Origin of the sequence: Pseudomonas putida (assembly GCF_001941965.1) — a bacterium.
GTDB lineage: Bacteria > Pseudomonadota > Gammaproteobacteria > Pseudomonadales > Pseudomonadaceae > Aquipseudomonas > Aquipseudomonas putida_L.
On record NZ_MKZO01000012.1, the window covers coordinates 237,925 to 253,517 of the forward strand.

General features: G+C 64.5%; 16 protein-coding genes. 5 read left to right on the top strand and 11 right to left on the bottom strand.

Annotated elements, in window-relative coordinates:
* The first annotated feature begins 12 nt into the window (after window positions 1-12).
* Window positions 13-2,031 (top strand): mechanosensitive ion channel family protein, encoded by a 2,019-nt coding sequence (locus PSEMO_RS08115; protein ID WP_075802596.1) that lies wholly within the window; start codon window positions 13-15, stop codon window positions 2,029-2,031.
* Between the two features lie 107 nt (window positions 2,032-2,138).
* Here the strand turns inward: PSEMO_RS08115 and PSEMO_RS08120 are convergent, their stop codons facing one another.
* Both PSEMO_RS08120 and PSEMO_RS08125 read right to left on the bottom strand, forming a co-directional pair.
* Window positions 2,139-3,047, bottom strand: a complete 909-nt coding sequence (locus PSEMO_RS08120; protein WP_075802597.1) for a class I SAM-dependent methyltransferase — start codon at window positions 3,045-3,047, stop codon at window positions 2,139-2,141.
* A 32-nt stretch (window positions 3,048-3,079) separates the two neighbouring features.
* Window positions 3,080-3,982 (bottom strand): DMT family transporter, encoded by a 903-nt coding sequence (locus tag PSEMO_RS08125; protein WP_075802598.1) that lies wholly within the window; start codon window positions 3,980-3,982, stop codon window positions 3,080-3,082.
* Window positions 3,983-4,117: 135 nt separating this feature from the next.
* On the opposite strand from PSEMO_RS08125, the gene PSEMO_RS08130 reads away from it, so the two are divergent.
* The 3 genes from PSEMO_RS08130 (at window position 4,118) to PSEMO_RS08140 (ending at window position 7,331) form a co-directional block, all read left to right on the top strand.
* Window positions 4,118-4,555: an Lrp/AsnC family transcriptional regulator gene (locus tag PSEMO_RS08130; protein WP_075802599.1), complete on the top strand. Its 438-nt coding sequence runs from the start codon at window positions 4,118-4,120 to the stop codon at window positions 4,553-4,555.
* A 462-nt stretch (window positions 4,556-5,017) separates the two neighbouring features.
* Window positions 5,018-6,547: an NCS1 family nucleobase:cation symporter-1 gene (locus tag PSEMO_RS08135; RefSeq protein WP_075802600.1), complete on the top strand. Its 1,530-nt coding sequence runs from the start codon at window positions 5,018-5,020 to the stop codon at window positions 6,545-6,547.
* A gap of 55 nt (window positions 6,548-6,602) precedes the next feature.
* The gene (locus PSEMO_RS08140; RefSeq protein WP_075802601.1) at window positions 6,603-7,331 is read left to right on the top strand and encodes an aspartate/glutamate racemase family protein; all 729 of its coding nucleotides are present in this window, start codon (window positions 6,603-6,605) and stop codon (window positions 7,329-7,331) included.
* Window positions 7,332-7,540: 209 nt separating this feature from the next.
* On the opposite strand, the gene PSEMO_RS08145 is transcribed toward PSEMO_RS08140, so the two are convergent.
* Window positions 7,541-8,218 (bottom strand): histidine phosphatase family protein, encoded by a 678-nt coding sequence (locus PSEMO_RS08145; protein WP_075802602.1) that lies wholly within the window; start codon window positions 8,216-8,218, stop codon window positions 7,541-7,543.
* 209 nt (window positions 8,219-8,427) lie between these two features.
* Window positions 8,428-8,775, bottom strand: coding sequence for an FKBP-type peptidyl-prolyl cis-trans isomerase (locus PSEMO_RS08150; protein WP_075802603.1), 348 nt, complete (start codon window positions 8,773-8,775; stop codon window positions 8,428-8,430).
* A 166-nt stretch (window positions 8,776-8,941) separates the two neighbouring features.
* Between PSEMO_RS08150 and PSEMO_RS08155 the strand changes: the two genes are divergently transcribed.
* The gene (locus PSEMO_RS08155; protein WP_075802604.1) at window positions 8,942-9,448 is read left to right on the top strand and encodes a M15 family metallopeptidase; all 507 of its coding nucleotides are present in this window, start codon (window positions 8,942-8,944) and stop codon (window positions 9,446-9,448) included.
* Here the strand turns inward: PSEMO_RS08155 and PSEMO_RS08160 are convergent.
* From PSEMO_RS08160 to PSEMO_RS08190, 7 genes are all read right to left on the bottom strand, one after another.
* A complete protein-coding gene (locus tag PSEMO_RS08160; RefSeq protein ID WP_075802605.1) occupies window positions 9,441-9,851 on the bottom strand; it encodes a GFA family protein in 411 nt (136 codons plus the stop codon). The two genes, PSEMO_RS08155 and PSEMO_RS08160, sit on opposite strands and share 8 nt — an antisense overlap.
* Before the next feature lie 153 nt (window positions 9,852-10,004).
* A complete protein-coding gene (locus tag PSEMO_RS08165; protein WP_075802606.1) occupies window positions 10,005-10,943 on the bottom strand; it encodes a 2-hydroxyacid dehydrogenase in 939 nt (312 codons plus the stop codon).
* Window positions 10,944-10,985: 42 nt separating this feature from the next.
* Window positions 10,986-11,399: a hypothetical protein gene (locus PSEMO_RS08170; RefSeq protein WP_075802607.1), complete on the bottom strand. Its 414-nt coding sequence runs from the start codon at window positions 11,397-11,399 to the stop codon at window positions 10,986-10,988.
* Window positions 11,400-11,413: 14 nt separating this feature from the next.
* Window positions 11,414-12,616, bottom strand: coding sequence for a c-type cytochrome biogenesis protein CcmI (gene ccmI, locus PSEMO_RS08175; protein WP_075802608.1), 1,203 nt, complete (start codon window positions 12,614-12,616; stop codon window positions 11,414-11,416).
* Window positions 12,609-13,085 carry a cytochrome c-type biogenesis protein gene (locus PSEMO_RS08180; protein WP_075802609.1) on the bottom strand — a complete coding sequence of 159 codons (477 nt, stop codon included), beginning with the start codon at window positions 13,083-13,085 and terminating at the stop codon, window positions 12,609-12,611. Before PSEMO_RS08180 ends, ccmI begins: the two co-directional genes overlap by 8 nt.
* Window positions 13,082-13,618, bottom strand: a complete 537-nt coding sequence (locus tag PSEMO_RS08185) for a DsbE family thiol:disulfide interchange protein (protein WP_075802610.1) — start codon at window positions 13,616-13,618, stop codon at window positions 13,082-13,084. Before PSEMO_RS08185 ends, PSEMO_RS08180 begins: the two co-directional genes overlap by 4 nt.
* Window positions 13,615-15,588 carry a heme lyase CcmF/NrfE family subunit gene (locus tag PSEMO_RS08190; protein WP_178391979.1) on the bottom strand — a complete coding sequence of 658 codons (1,974 nt, stop codon included), beginning with the start codon at window positions 15,586-15,588 and terminating at the stop codon, window positions 13,615-13,617. Before PSEMO_RS08190 ends, PSEMO_RS08185 begins: the two co-directional genes overlap by 4 nt.
* Window positions 15,589-15,593: the final 5 nt, after the last annotated feature.

Here is a 15,593-nt window from a genome sequence, read left to right on the forward strand (position 1 = left end):
AAGGAGTACCCCGTGATCCGCCCCCTGCTCACTCTCCTCTTCTGCACCCTGCTGAGCCTGCAGGCATTGGCCGGCCCGCTGGCCGCCGTCACCGAGGAACAACCGGCCAAGGAGCCGGAACCGGTCGTCCAGGGCGGTCTGCTCGGCACCCTCGCCAGCGGCCTCGACGACGTCTCCCAGGAACTCAATATCGACCACCACCTGCTCGACAGCTGGCGCCTGCGCACCGATCGTGCAGCCAAGGAGGTCAACCAGCTGGTCGACCGCCATGACGCCGGCGACCTGATGTCGATGACCTGGGACTTCCTGATCCTCACCGCCACCTGGGCCGCAACCTTCGCCGTGCTCTGCTACCTCGGCCGCCTCGCCGCCCGTGCCAGCCAGCGCAGCCGCCTGCTGCGCGAGCGCCCGCGCCCGCAAAAGCTCCTCGGCTACCTGCTGCCCTACACCCTGCCGGCCATCGCCAGCCTGCCCGCCGCGCTGTTCATCAGCCGCCAGCTCGATCCGTCGGTGGGTCGCGCCCTGGGCATGAGCCTGGCCTATGCCACCAGCAGCGGGATCTTCTCCACCACCCTCATCCTGTGCCTGATCACCCTGTTCGATGTCGGCCACAAGCGCACGGCGGTGCGCATCATCCGCGAGGCCGCGCCGCGGCCGCTGTTCATGATCGGCTTCCTCGCCGCCTGGAGCGACGCCCTGACCAGCCCGCAGATTTCCCGTCAGATCGGCGGCAACCTGACCAGCAGCATCGCGGTGATCACCGGCCTGCTGGCGACCCTGATCTTCGCCGTGGTGGTGCTGCGTTCCCGGCGCCCGGTGGCGCACCTGATCCGCAACCGCAGCCTCAAGGACCGCCTGCAACACCGCGCGGTGCAGGAGACCCTGCGGATCTTCTCGGCGATCTGGTACCTGCCGATCCTGATGATGATCATGGTCTCGGGGATCAACCTGATCGGCGCCGGCGAAGAAAGCCAGCGCGCCCTGCAAAAGGCCCTGCTGACCACGGTGCTGCTGATCGGCACGGTGTTCCTGAGCATCACCCTGCAGCATTTCCTCAACCCGCCGCGCAACCCGGAACAGCGCCTGCGCCCGTACAAGGAGCTGCTCTACAGCCTCGCCCACGCCCTGCTGCGCATCGCCATGGCGGTGGCCTTCATCGAACTGCTGGGGCGTATCTGGGGCTTCTCGGTGCTGGACTTCGCCCTGCGCAACAGCTTCGGCCGGGCGATCAGTGATTCGCTGAGCAGCATCGGCCTGATCCTGCTGGTGACCTGGCTGCTCTGGGTGGTGATCGACACGGCGATCCAGGAAGCGCTCAAGCCGACACCGGGCCGGCGCAACACCCGCCAGCCGAGCACCCGCACGCGGACCATCCTGCCGATGCTGCGCAACGCCACCAAGGTGGTACTGGTGGTGATCTGCACCATCACCACCATGGCCAACCTGGGGATCAATGTCGCGCCGTTCCTCGCCGGTGCCGGGGTGGTCGGCCTGGCCATCGGCTTCGGCTCGCAGCAACTGGTGCAGGACGTGATCACCGGGCTGTTCATCCTGATCGAGGACACCATCGCCATCGGCGACTGGGTGGTGCTCGACTCCGGGCATGCCGGTACCGTGGAAAGCCTGACCATCCGCACCCTGCGCCTGCGCGACGGCAAGGGCTTCGTGCACTCGGTGCCGTTCGGGCAGATCAAGGCCGTCACCAACCAGTCGCGGCAGTTCGCCTACGCGTTCTTCTCGGTGCAGTTCAGTTATGACTCGGACGTGGATGCGGCGCTCAAGCTGATTCGCGAGGCGGGGCAGTCGATCAGCGAGGACCCGATCCTGCGGCACAATTTGCAGGGGCCGTTGCAGGTGTTCGGGGTGGACAGCATGAACCTGAACGGGATGACCCTGACGGCGCAGTTCAGGACGACTTCGGGCGGGCAGTACGCGGTGAACCGGGCGTTCAACGAGCGCTTGAAGAAGCTGGTGGACAAGACGGACGAGGTGAGTTTTGCGCAGTACAGTCCGGTGCCGGCAACCCAGTAATTGATGGTGCTCTCAAGGGCCTCATCGCTGGCAAGCCAGCTCCCACAGGGTTCGCGGCGCACACATACCCTGTGGGAGCTGGCTTGCCAGCGATAGGGCCCTCAAACTCACCGAAAAACCAGGGCCTTGAGCCCCCCAGCCACATCCACATCCGGAAACTCCGGCGCATTCTCCAGCCGCTCGACGAACTTCAACCCCGGCGCCTGCTCCGCCATCCCCTCGATCAGAAACTCCGCCCCGATCCCCGGATCATTGACACAAGCCAGCACCGTCCCGCCCTCGCTCAACAGCTCCGGCAGACGGCGGAGGATCTTCGCGTAGTCCTGGGTCAGGGCAAAGCTGCCCTTCTGGAAGCTCGGCGGGTCGATGATGATCAGGTCATAAGGCGCCGTCTTGCGCACCTTGCCCCAGGACTTGAACAGCTCATGCCCAAGGAAGCCGACCTTGCCCAGGTCATGCCCGTTGAGCCGGTGATTGTCCCGCCCCCGGGACAGCGCCGCCTTCGACATATCGAGGTTGATCACCTGCTCAGCCCCGCCGGCAATCGCTGCCACCGAAAAGCCGCAGGTATAGGCGAACAGGTTGAGCACCCGCTGCCCCGCCGCCTGCGCACGCACCCAGCGCCGGCCGTAGCGCATGTCGAGGAACAGGCCGTTGTTCTGCTTCATGCCCAGGTCGAGCTGGTAGCGCAGACCGTCCTCGTCGATGACCTTGTGTGTGCAAGGCTCACCCCGCAGCCAGTAACCGGGACTGTCCGGCAGATAACGATGCTGGATCAGCACCGCCATATCCCCGGTCGCCAGGTCGCGCAACATGGCTTGCAGTTCGTCCAGTTGGCCCTCGGGCGGCTCGCGGAACAGCGCCACCAGCAGCACGCCCTGCAGCCAGTCCACGGTGATCTGCTCCAGCCCCGGCCAGCAGCGCCCGCGGCCATGGAACAGCCGCCGGGTTTCAGCCGGCGGTGGGTTCAGGGCGTTGAGCAGGTGGTGGTGCAGGGTTTCGATGGCGGAGGTCATGGCGGGTTTTCGGTGAACTAAAGCGGCGCATTCTACGCTTTTGCACCGCTGGCGCGGGCAGCGGATTTGAACCACCAGCCCCGCTGCATCCCGGCCGCCGCCAGCAGGATCGCCGCCACGCCCAGCCATTGCAGAGGCTCCAGGCGATGGCCGAAGGCGACCCAGTCCACTGCGATCGCCGCAATCGGGTAGATGAACGACAACGCGCCGGTCAGCGCCGTCGGCAGTTTCTGGATGGCGCCGTAGAGCAGCACGTACATCACGCCGGTATGCACGATGCCCAGGGTGACCAGGCTACCCAGTTCACCCGGCACGGTGGGCAGGCCGCCGAGATTGGCGAACGGCGCCAGCAGCAACACCCCGGTACTCACCTGGACCAGCGCGATCAGGTGCGGTGGCGTGCCACTCAGGCGCTTGATGATCAGCGCGGCCACCGCATAGAGGAACGCCGCACCAAGGGCCAGGGCGATGCCCATCAGGTAGTCCTCGCCACTTTCGCCCTGGCTGCCATGGGCACTGACGATGGCCAGCATCCCGGCGAAGGAAACACCAAGCCAGAACAGCTTGGGCACGGTGATCTTCTCACCGAGAAACAGCGCCGCCAGCCCCACCAGCATGAACGGCTGGACGTTGTACACCGCCGTGCCGATGGCGATGGACGCCCGCGAGTAGGAGGCGAACAGCAGCACCCAGTTGCCGACGATGGCTACGCCGCTGAGCACGGCCAGGGCGAAGGTCATGCGGGTCAGGAGGCCTGGGCGCAGGAAGCCCATGGCGGTGCAGATCAGCAGCAAGGTCCCGGCGCCGAACAGGCAGCGCCAGAACACCACGTCCAGCACCGGTTGCTCGGATACCAGGACGAACCAGCCAATGGTGCCGGAAATCAGCATGGCGCCGATCATTTCCAGGGAACCGCGACGTATCGAATTGTCCATCACTCACCTCCAGGCAGATGTGACAAAGTATGCCGAGGGTGCCTGGGACCATTCCAGTGGATAAATCAGGCAGGAATGATCTTCGACCTTTCTTATCAAGGTGATTTCATTGAATCGCCTAACCGGAGCCTTTTCATGACCGATGCCATCGACCAACTGCTGCTCAATGCCCTGATGGAGGATTCGCGGCGCTCGCTGAAGGCGCTGGCGAGCCTGACCGGGTTGTCCTCACCCAGCGTCAGCGAGCGCCTGCGCCGCCTGGAGGAACGCGGTGTGCTCAAGGGCTACACCGTGGAAGTGGATGCCCGCAGCTTCGGCTACCAGTTGCAGGCCATCGTGCGCATTCGCCCGCTGCCGGGGCAGTTGCATGAGGTGGAGCGGCAGATCATCGCCATTCCCGAGTTCACCGAGTGCGACAAGGTGACCGGGGATGACTGCTTCATCGCGCGCCTGCATGTGCGCTCGATGGAGCAACTGGACACCTTGCTGGACAAGCTCAACAGCCAGGCCGAGACCAGTACGGCGATTGTGAAGAAGACCCCGGTGAAGCGGCGGTTGCCGCCGATGGATTGAGATCTGGAAGCTGGACGCGAACCCTGTGTGTCCAATCCAATATCCATACAAACAAAAATTGTACACAAGCATGTAACCGAAAGTGCCTTTTTTGTGTGCAATCACCCCACACCCTGCCCCATATCGTTACATCCTCCCGCTCTATTAACTTGACCAATCAATCAGAATTTAACTAAGCGAAAAAATAAAACCTGTTTAATTGGTCAATTTATAAATTCTAGCTTTCAATAACTTACAAAAATCCTAAGCAACTTCAGCAAGATACGACTTCTGCCTACGAACTTCCCGTGGCATGGATCTGGCTTGAGTGGTCTCGCTCTTTGTATACAACTCAACGAAATCAAGAGCACACTTCAGATCCGCCCACCTGCCGTCGCCGGGTAGCGGAATGCCCCTAACCAATTGGTTCTCGTGGTTGATGACCAGGCTTCCCCACGCCACGAGTATCAGGAGCACGCCGGAATGAGCATGAGTCTCTACAACAAGACAGAACTGGACTTTTCCTCGGCTATACCCGAATCGACGACGCAACCGCAGCAACCCGTGACCCTGAGCCCGCGCCTGCACAACCACGACCTCGCCCCGACCAAGGCCGAGGGCCGCCGCTGGGGGCGCTACAGCATCTTTGCCCTGTGGACCAACGATGTGCACAACATCGCCAACTACTCCTTCGCCATGGGCCTCTACGCCATGGGCCTGGGCGGCTGGCAGATCCTGCTCTCGCTGGGGATCGGTGCCGCACTGGTGTACTTCTTCATGAACCTGTCCGGCTACATGGGCCAGAAGACCGGCGTGCCGTTCCCGGTGATGAGCCGGATCGCCTTCGGTATCCATGGTGCGCAGATCCCGGCGCTGATTCGCGCAGTGATCGCCATCGCCTGGTTCGGTATCCAGACCTACCTGGCCTCGGTGGTCCTGCGCGTACTGCTGACGGCCGTCGCGCCGGGCATGGCCGCCTATGACCAGGACTCGATCCTCGGCCTGTCGAGCCTGGGCTGGGTGTGCTTCGTGGCGATCTGGCTGGTGCAGTTGGTGATCCTCGCCTACGGCATGGAGATGGTGCGGCGCTACGAAGCCTTCGCTGGCCCGGTGATCCTGCTCACCGTGACCTGCCTGGCGGCGTGGATGTACGTCCAGGCCGACTTCGCCATCGCCTGGTCGGTGCGCGAACCACTGACCGGCGCGGCCATGTGGCACAACATCTTCGCCGGCGGCGCGCTGTGGCTGGCGATCTACGGCACCCTGGTACTGAACTTCTGCGACTTCGCCCGTTCCTCGCCGTGCCGCAAGACCATCCGCTCGGGCAACTTCTGGGGCCTGCCAGTGAACATCATCGCCTTCGCGGTGATCAGCGTGGTGCTGTGCGGTGCGCAGTTCAAGATCAACGGCCAGATCATCGACAGCCCGACCCAGATCATCGCCAGCATCCCTAGCACCTTCTTCCTCGTACTCGGCTGCCTGGCCTTCCTGATCGTCACCGTGGCGGTGAACATCATGGCCAACTTCGTCGCCCCGGCCTTCGTCCTCAGCAACCTGGCGCCACGCCTGCTCAACTTCCGCCGTGCCGGGCTGATCAGCGCCACCCTGGCCGTGCTGATCCTGCCGTGGAACCTCTACAACAGCCCGCTGGTGATCATGTACTTCCTCTCCGGCCTCGGCGCCCTGCTCGGCCCGCTGTACGGGGTGATCATGGTCGACTACTGGCTGATTCGCCGCGGTCGCATCAACGTGCCCGAGCTGTACAGCGAAGACCCCAAGGCGGCCTATCACTACCGCCGCGGCGTCAACCCGCGAGCACTGATCGCCTTCGTCCCGGCCGCGCTGCTGGCCATTGTCCTGGCCCTGGTGCCCAACTTCGAAACCATCGCACCGTTCTCCTGGATGATCGGCGCCGGTATCGCCGGCCTGCTCTACCTGCTGTGCGCCCCGCGCAACCAGCAGTACCAGGACGTGAGCGGCGAATCCATCGCCGTTGACAGCGTCAGCCACTGATTGCCTCTTGCGACCCGGCGCTGCCGGGTCGGTCTACTGCCTAGCGAGTCCCGATATGCGAATCCTGATAGTCAACGTCAACACCAGCGAAGCCATTACCGAAGCCATCGCCCGCCAGGCCCAGGCCGTCGCGGCGCCGGGCACCGAGATCATCGGCCTGACCCCGTACTTCGGCGCGGAATCGGTGGAGGGCAATTTCGAAAGCTACCTGGCGGCCATCGCGGTGATGGACCGCGTGCTCGCCTACGACGGCCCGTACGACGCGGTGATCCAGGCAGGTTACGGCGAGCACGGCCGGGAAGGCCTGCAGGAACTGCTCGACGTACCGGTGGTGGATATCACCGATGCCGCCGCCAGCACTGCCATGTACCTCGGTCATGCCTACTCGGTAGTCACCACCCTGGATCGCACCGTGCCGCTGATAGAAGACCGCCTGAAGCTGTCCGGCCTGCTCGACCGCTGCGCCTCGGTGCGCGCCAGCGGCATGGCCGTGCTGGAGCTGGAAGCGGAGCCGGAGCGCGCCCTGGAAGCCATCGTGCGCCAGGCCGAACTGGCGGTCAGCGAAGACAAGGCGGAAGTGATCTGCCTGGGTTGTGGCGGCATGGCCGGGCTCGACGAGAAGATTCGCCAGCGTACCGGCGTGCCGGTGGTGGATGGGGTCAGTGCGGCAGTGAAGATGGCTGAATCGCTGGTGCAGCTCGGGCTGTCCACCTCGAAGACCCGCACCTACGCCAAGCCGCGGCCCAAGCGCGTGATTGGCTGGCCGGCGCAGTTCGGTCGGTAAAACGTTAGTCCCTTTTGCGAGGCGCGATCAACGGTGCCAGGACCTGAACAGGTCATCTCCCCTGGTACCCGCGCCTCGGTTTTTTCCGTTCTCCCGGGGCCAACTCGATCCCTGTGGGAGCTGGCTTGCCAGCGATGAGGCCGGCAGGAACAAAGATGTTGTCAGATAGGGCCAAATCGCTGGCAAGCCAGCTCCCACAGGGATCAATGTCAACCCTGAGAGAGAGTATGCGGGCAGCTCAAGTCCCCGCCATCCAGCCCCTGCTTCACATTCCGGCTCAGCATCGTCGCCTTGCCGTCGCGCCAGGTCAGGGTCAGCACATACAGCGAGTCGAAATCGCTGTTCTCCCAATCCTCGGTAATCACCCGCTCCTCGCCCAGGGCCTTGCCGGCCACGGCGTTGATCAGTTCGGGCAGATAGCCGTGGGACCAGGCGGTATACACCGTCGAATTCCGGTACTTGTTGCTGGTCAGCTCGCGGGCCAGGGCGTTGGTGTCATTGGCGCCGTATTCGATATTCACCGGCAAGCCGAGCTTGATCGCGCTGGGGCTGATGGTCATCAACGGCCGCAGGTAGCTGTAGCTGTCGTCATTGGCGCCCTCTTCCACTTCACGGGTCGGGTCGGCGGCGAACACGTAGTCGGCGTCGCCGAACTTCTCCGGGAGCAAGGTCGCCAGGTCGAGGGCGCGGTTAAGGCCCTGGCAGTTCAGTTGGCCAAGCCCTTCGCCGGGCTTTTCCGCATGGCGCAGGAAGACCAGGGTCTGGGTGCCATCGACCGGTTTGGCCAGGCTGTCGAAGGTGGTGAATCCAAGGAGGGCGGCGCCTGCTACGAGCACGGTGCCGAGCAGCGCCTGACGGCGCGAAGGCAGGAATGCGGGGAACTTCATGATCAACCCTTAAGGACAAAAGACTGTGAACCAACCCGCCAGTGCTGCCCCGCGGCCGGAGCCGCGGAGCATCCCTGTCTATCACTCCATCCGTGGATACGGGCGTCCTTGAGAGTGCAGCAAGCCCGATTGGTTCTGTCCTTGGGGTGCTTGTCCTTAAGCTGGGAGTGAATTTACCGCTCCCCTGTTACGAAATTAAGACGGCGTTTTCAGTCGTCGCGGGTCAGCACTTCCAGTACTTCAATCTCGAAATACAGGTCCGAGCCCGGCGGGATGGCGCCCACGGCACGCGTGCCATAGCCCAGATGCTGGGGCACGAACAGCTTGCGCTTGCCGCCGACCTTCATGCCCATCAGGCCGAGGTCCCAGCCCTTGATCACCCGCCCGGTGCCGATCACGCACTGGAACGGCTTGCCGCGCCGGTGCGAGGAGTCGAAGACCGTGCCATCGGCCAGGGTGCCGGTGTAATGGGTAGTGATCAGGGCGCCCTTGACCACTTCCTTGCCGTCGCCGAGCTGGACGTCGGTGACCAGGAGTTCATCGTTAAGGATATTCATGACAACCTCTTTTGCGCAGCTGTGACGTATGTCGCAGCGTTTTCTCAGGATTATCAGTAATTTGCAACAAGAGCATGGACAAACTCCGACCGTTGGGAACCTGCGTCAAAGCAGATTCATCGCAATCAGCTAGGATCACCCGGACAAGCGTCACAAGGACATAACAATGAACGAAAAAAGCAAGGCGCTGTGTGAAGAGCTGGGGATCAGCGAGGAACTGCTGATTGCCCGTGGCTTCGTCGAGTACCCGGAAGCGCGGGTGCTGGCGAGCGCCGAGGTCGATGAGGACGGGCGCCGCTTCGAGCTGGAACCGGAGGCGGCGGCCGCCTGGAAGCAACTGCGGGCAGCGGCGGCGCGGGATCATGTGGAACTGCGCCTGGTGTCGGCGTATCGCAGTGTCGAGTACCAGGCCGGCATCGTGCGGCGCAAGCAGCAACGCGGGCAGAGCCTGGAGCAGATCCTCGCGGTCAACGCACCACCCGGCTTCAGCGAGCATCACACCGGCCGGGCGGTGGATATCAACTCCCTCGAAGCCGAATTCGAGCACAGCGGGGCCTATGCCTGGTTGCTGCTCAATGCCGAACGCTTCGGTTTCCACCTCTCCTACCCGCGAGATAACGCCCAGGGCTATGCGTTCGAGCCCTGGCACTGGTGCTACCGGGCAACTAGCTGAACTGCGCGACCACTTCGGCGCCAGTCATGTTTTTCGTCTGGTTGGAGAAGCAGTAGAAGGACGGTTTTTCGTCGATATAGACCTGCAGGTCCAGGCTCCAGGCCTGCTCGCCGTCCAGCAAGCCCACCGGGATGGCGAAGAAGTTGCCGCCCTTGAGGCGATAGAACAGATGGCTTCCGCATTTGGCGCAGAAGCCGCGCTCGGCCCAGTCGGAGGAGCCGTACACCGCAGGTGTGGCGCCGCTGAACTGCGGGGCGCTGCTGCTGTGCACGGTGAGCAGCGGGCCGCCGTTCCACTTGCGGCACATGCTGCAATGGCAGGCGCCGACGCTGGCGTCGTCGAGGGTGACGCTGAGCTGGATGGCGCCGCAGAGGCAGGCGCCCTGATGGGTTTGGCTGGACATGGGGAGAGCTCCTTGCAGGCTGAGGTTGCTGAGTGTAGCCAAGATCCATCGAACACCCGAGAACCCTGTGGGAGCTGGCTTGCCAGCGATTGCTGTAGTGAATTCACCATAGCTATCGCTGGCAAGCCAGCTCCCACAGGGTATGCGGTGCTCTTAAGCATTCACCGGGGTCAGCACCGGTTCGCCGGCGAAGAAGGCCTGCAGGTTCTTGAGCACCAACGCCACCATATCCCTGGCCGCTTCCGGCGTCTGCGCCGCCACATGCGGCGTCAGCACCACATTGCCCAGCGCCTTCAACTCATCCGGCACCGACGGCTCGTCATCGAACACATCCAGCCCCGCCCCGGCGATCCGCCCTTCGCGCAGCGCCGCGACCAGCTCGGCCGTGGACACCACGCTGGCCCGCGAGATATTCACCAGGAACCCCTGCGGCCCCAGCGCATCCAGCACTTCACGCCCGACCAGGGCCCGGGTATTGGCCCCACCCGGCGTGGCGACGATCAGGAAATCCGACACCCGCGCCAGCTCCAGCACGCTCTCGCAGTACTGATACGGCACGCCCTCGCGCGGCGAACGGTTGTGATAACGCACGTCCATGTCGAAGCCAAGCGCGCCACGCCTGGCAATCGCCATGCCCACCGCGCCCAATCCGAGAATCCCCAGGCGCTTGCCCGCCAGCGACGGGCTGATTACCCGGTTCCACTGGCCCTGGCGTGTGGTCGCATCGGCGCGGCAGATATCCCGGACCACGGCGAACAACAGGGCCATGGTGTGATCCGCCACCGCCGAGGCATTGGCCCCGGCACCGTTGGTGACGACGATGCCCCGCGCCGCAGCGGCGGCCAGATCCACGGCCTCGTAGCCGGCGCCGATCACACAGATCAGCCGCAGCAACGGCAGCGCAGCGATTTCCTCGGCCGTGATCCCCAGCGGCCCGCGGGTCAGCACCACATCGATCTCGCCAGCATGCCGGGCAATCGCTTCGGCGCGCAGCGCCGGCGTCTTCGCGCGGATCAGGCGGTAACCGTGGTCTTCCAGCAAGGGCAGGTAGTCATCGACCGTTTCGACCAACACCAGTACCGTCTTCGTCATCTTATGCTCCCAGGCGTTCAGCGAGGGGGCATTATGCCGGCATTACTGGGCGAACGCGCGGCCCAGACCGCCCGGGACGCCACTGGAATCGGTGTCCTGCCACGGCCCTTCGGGGTTGGTGGCCCAGCTCCAGCCGTTGTTCCAGCGGTAATAGGTGCGCTGGCGGTAGAAGGTGTTGGTCTTGCCTTCGAGCACGTAGACCCCGAGTTTCGGGTCCCAGTGGCTGGCGCCGCCCGGTGGCGGGGCGAAGCTGGCGGAGGTACGCGGCATGGGTTTCGGCGTCGGGGTGACGGAAGGCTTGGGCACGCTTGGGCCCGGCTTGATCACCGGGCCCGGCGGGGGTGCAGTCTCGATCGGCGGCAGCGGTTCTCGCTCCGGCTCCCGAGGCTGATGCACCGTACATGCGCTCAACCCCAGGGCCAGTGAAATCAGGGTCAGGCGTACGGTGCTGTTCATGGGGGCGCTCTCTTCTACTGGTCCGGACTGTCGATGATGAGGTGTTGCGGCGCCTCGGTGTTGCTCGCCAGCGGCGAACCGCGGCCGATCCACTCGCCCTTGCCGGGCTGACCGGCACGGGAGACGCGCGCCATCAGTTGGACTTCAGGGAAGTTCGACAGTTTCATGTTCGGCATCATCGCGTCGCTGTCACTGAGCACCACCTCGATCGGCAACTGCGCCACGGTGATGCGCTTGGCCGCCAGCGGCAGGCTCGGACCGGACGCAGCACGGGCGAAGATGAACACCACATCGTCCGGCTTGACCTTGTCCTTCAGCGCGTCGGCCAGTTCGACCTTGACGGTGAGCTTCGCACCCGAAGGTGCGGTGGCCGCCGTGGAAGCCTTGCCCTCGCCCGCCGCGAGCTTCTCCTTGGCCCGCTCGATACCGCCCACCAGGGCATTGCGCGAGCTGTCTCCCTCCGGCAACTGCACCAGCAGACGGTTCCAGTAGTCCACGGCGTCCTGGTAGCGCTCATCCTCGAACGCGGCGATACCCAGCAGGCCGAGGCTGGTGACTTCGTTCGGATCGCCTTTCAACGCCTCGTCGGTCAGCGCCTGGATCTGCGGCGTCCACTGTTTGTTGTTGGCGAAGTAGCGCGCCTGGGCCAGTTGCCCCAGCAGCTCCGGTGCGCGACCGGCCACCACCGTGGCGCGCTCGAAGACCCTGGCCGCATCCGCCGCGCGCTCCTGGGCCATGTAGGCACGCCCGAGGAAGTACAGGCCTTCGGCATTGTCCGGCTGGGCCTCGACACTACGCTCCAGGCGCGAGGTCATCTCTTCGATGGACTGCGGCGCACTGGCGAACTCCTGGGTCAGGGCGACCTTGTCGCTGGCGCCGAAATGCAGGTACAGCCCCACCGCCATGGCCGGTACCAGGAATGCCGCGACGATCGGCAGCGCCTTGCCCAGCCGCGCACTGCGGGTCGGCTCGGCGTTCTCGGTGTCGTCCAGCAGTTCGCGGGCCGCTTCATCGCGACCGCGGGCCAGTTGCTCGCCGTTGAGCACACCGGCGGCCTCCTGGGCCTGGAGTTCGGCAACACGCTCCTGATAGAGCGCAACGTTAAGGGCAGTACGGTCTTCTTCCTGTTGCGCACGACGGCCACGCAACACCGGAATCAGCAAAAAGCTCAGGGCTACCAGCAACAGCAGGCCTGAAGCGAGCCAGAAATCAGTCATGGGTCTGTTCTTTGTCCAGCAGTTTGGCGAGGCGCTCACGCTCCTCGGGGGAAAGGTCGGCCGAGGTGGCGCCCGCCGGCACGCGGCGCTTGCGCACGATCACCGCCATGACGCCGATACCGCCCAGCAGCAGCGCCGCAGGGCCGAACCAGAGCAGCCAGGTTTTCGCGGTCAGGGCCGGCTTGTAGCGGACGAAATCACCGTAGCGATCAACCATGAAATCGACGATCTGCTGGTTGCTCTTGCCTTCGCCGAGCATGCGGAATATTTCCCGGCGCAGGTCGGCGGCGATCGGCGCGTTCGAGTCGGCAATGTCCTGGTTCTGGCACTTGGGGCAGCGCAGTTCCTTGGTCAGCTCGCGGTAACGCTCGCGCTCGGCGTCGTCGGCAAACTGGTAGGTGTCGATGGCCGCCTTGGCCACGCCGGTCAGGCTCAGGCCGAGGACGGCGGCAGCAAGCCAGCGCTTCATTGTTTGGCCTCGTCCACCAGGCCTTGGTAGACCGGCGCCAGCTTCTCGCGCCAGACGGTTTCGTCGATCACCCCGACGTACTTGTCGCGGATCACGCCCTTGGCGTCGATGAAGAAGGTTTCCGGCGCACCGTACACACCCAGGTCCAGGCCGAGGGTGCCCTGCTCGTCGCGGATGTCCATCTGGTAGGGGTTATGGAACTCGGCCAGCCATTTCAGCGCCGAGGCGTTCTCGTCCTTGTAGTTGACCCCGTAGATGGTCACGCCCTGCTGGGCCAGCTTGTTCAGCACCGGGTGCTCGACCTTGCACGAGATGCACCAGGTGGCCCAGACGTTGACCAGCGCCGGCTTGCCCTTCAGGTCCGCCTCGGTCAGGGTGCGATCACCCTGCACATTGGCCAGGGAGAAGGCCGGGAACGGCTTGCCGATCATCGCCGAGGGCAACTCGGCGGGATCGAGGAACAGGCCGCGGTAGAGAAACACCGCCACCAGCAGGAACACTGCCAGTGGCAGCACCATGATCCAACGCTTCATGCAGTGGCTCCTTGCAGACCGAGGACATCACGCACCTTGGTCTTGACCTTGATTCGATAACGCCGATCCAGCGCCGCGAGGAAACCGCCGAGGCCGGTCAGCAGGCCGCCCAGCCAGATCCAGCGCACGAACGGCTTGACGTGCACACGTACCGCCCAGGCGCCGTTTTCCAGGGGCTCGCCGAGGGCGACATAGAGGTCGCGGGTGAACCCGGCGTCGATACCGGCCTCGGTCATCATCGACTGCTGCACGGTGTACAGTCGTTTTTCCGGGTGCAGCACGCTGATCTCGCGGCCGTCCTTCAGCACCCGCACGGTGCCCTTGTCGGAAGTGAAGTTCGGGCCTTCGTGGTGCTTGGCGCCCTCGAAGACGAAGTGATAACCGGCCAGTTCCACCGACTCGCCCGGCGCCATGCGCAGGTCGCGCTCGGCGCTGTTGTTGCTCGACAGCACCACGCCCATGGCACACACCGCCAGGCCCAGGTGGGCGACATGCATGCCCCAGTAGCTGCGGTTCAGCCCGCGAAGGCCCTTGAGCAGGCCCTTGTGACGGGTCTTGTCGAAGATATCGCGCAGTCCGCCGAGGATGATCCACGCCGCCAGGGCGAAGGTGGTCAGCACTTGCCAGTCGAAGTCGTCCACCAGCAGGCCGCAGATCGGCGCCAGCACCGCGCTGCCCACCAGCACCGGGGTCAGCATGCCGGCCAGCCAGCGGCCGGGGGTGTCTTTCCAGCGCACCAGCACGCCCACCGCCAGCACCAACATCAGCAGGGCCATCAGCGGGATGAACAGCGCGTCGAAGTACGGCGGGCCGACCGACAGCTTGGCGCCGCTCAGGGCATCGAGAATCAGCGGGTAGAGGGTGCCGAGCAGGATCATCGAGGCCGCCACCACCAGCACCAGGTTATTGGCCAGCAGCAGGGTCTCGCGGGACCACAGGGCGAAGCCGACCTGGCTCTTGACCACCGGCGCGCGCAGGGCGAACAGGGTCAGCGAGCCGCCGACCACGATCAGCAGGAAGAACAGGATGAAGATGCCGCGCTCAGGATCGGAGGCGAAGGCATGCACCGAGGTCAGTACGCCGGAGCGGACCAGGAAGGTGCCGAGCAGGCTGAGGGAGAAGGCGGCGATGGCCAACAGCACGGTCCAGCTCTTGAACACGCCACGTTTTTCAGTGACCGCCAGCGAGTGGATCAGCGCCGTGCCCACCAGCCAGGGCATGAACGAGGCGTTTTCCACCGGGTCCCAGAACCACCAGCCGCCCCAGCCGAGTTCGTAATAGGCCCACCAGGAGCCGAGGGTGATACCGATGCCGAGGAAGGCCCAGGCAACGATGGTCCACGGCCGCGACCAGCGCGCCCAGGCAGCATCGAGGCGACCACCGAGCAGCGCGGCGATGGCGAAGGCGAAGGCCACCGAGAAGCCGACATAGCCCATGTACAGCATCGGCGGGTGAACGATCAGGCCGATGTCCTGCAGCAGCGGGTTGAGGTCGCGGCCATCACCCGGCATCTGCGGCAGCAGGCGGCTGAACGGGTTGGAGGTGACGATCAGGAACGACAGGAAGCCGACGCTGATCATGCCCATCACCGCCAGCACCCGGGCGAGCATGACCTGCGGCAACTGCCGGGAGAAGATCGACACGGCGAAGGTCCAGCCGCCGAGGATCAGCGCCCAGAGCAGCAGCGAGCCTTCGTGGGCGCCCCACACCGCACTGAACTTGTAGTACCAGGGCAAGGCGCTGTTGGAGTTGCTGGCGACGTAGGCGACCGAGAAGTTGTCGGTCATGAAGGCGTGGGTCAGGCAGGCGAAGGCAAAGGCCAGGAAGGCGAACTGCCCCCAGGCCGCCGGGCGCGCCAGGCTCATCCACAGGCTGTCGCCGCGCCAGGCGCCGAGCAGCGGGACCGTGGCCTGCACGCAGGCGAAGCAGATGGCCAGGATCATCGACAGCTGGCCGAGTTCGGGAATGATCAGTG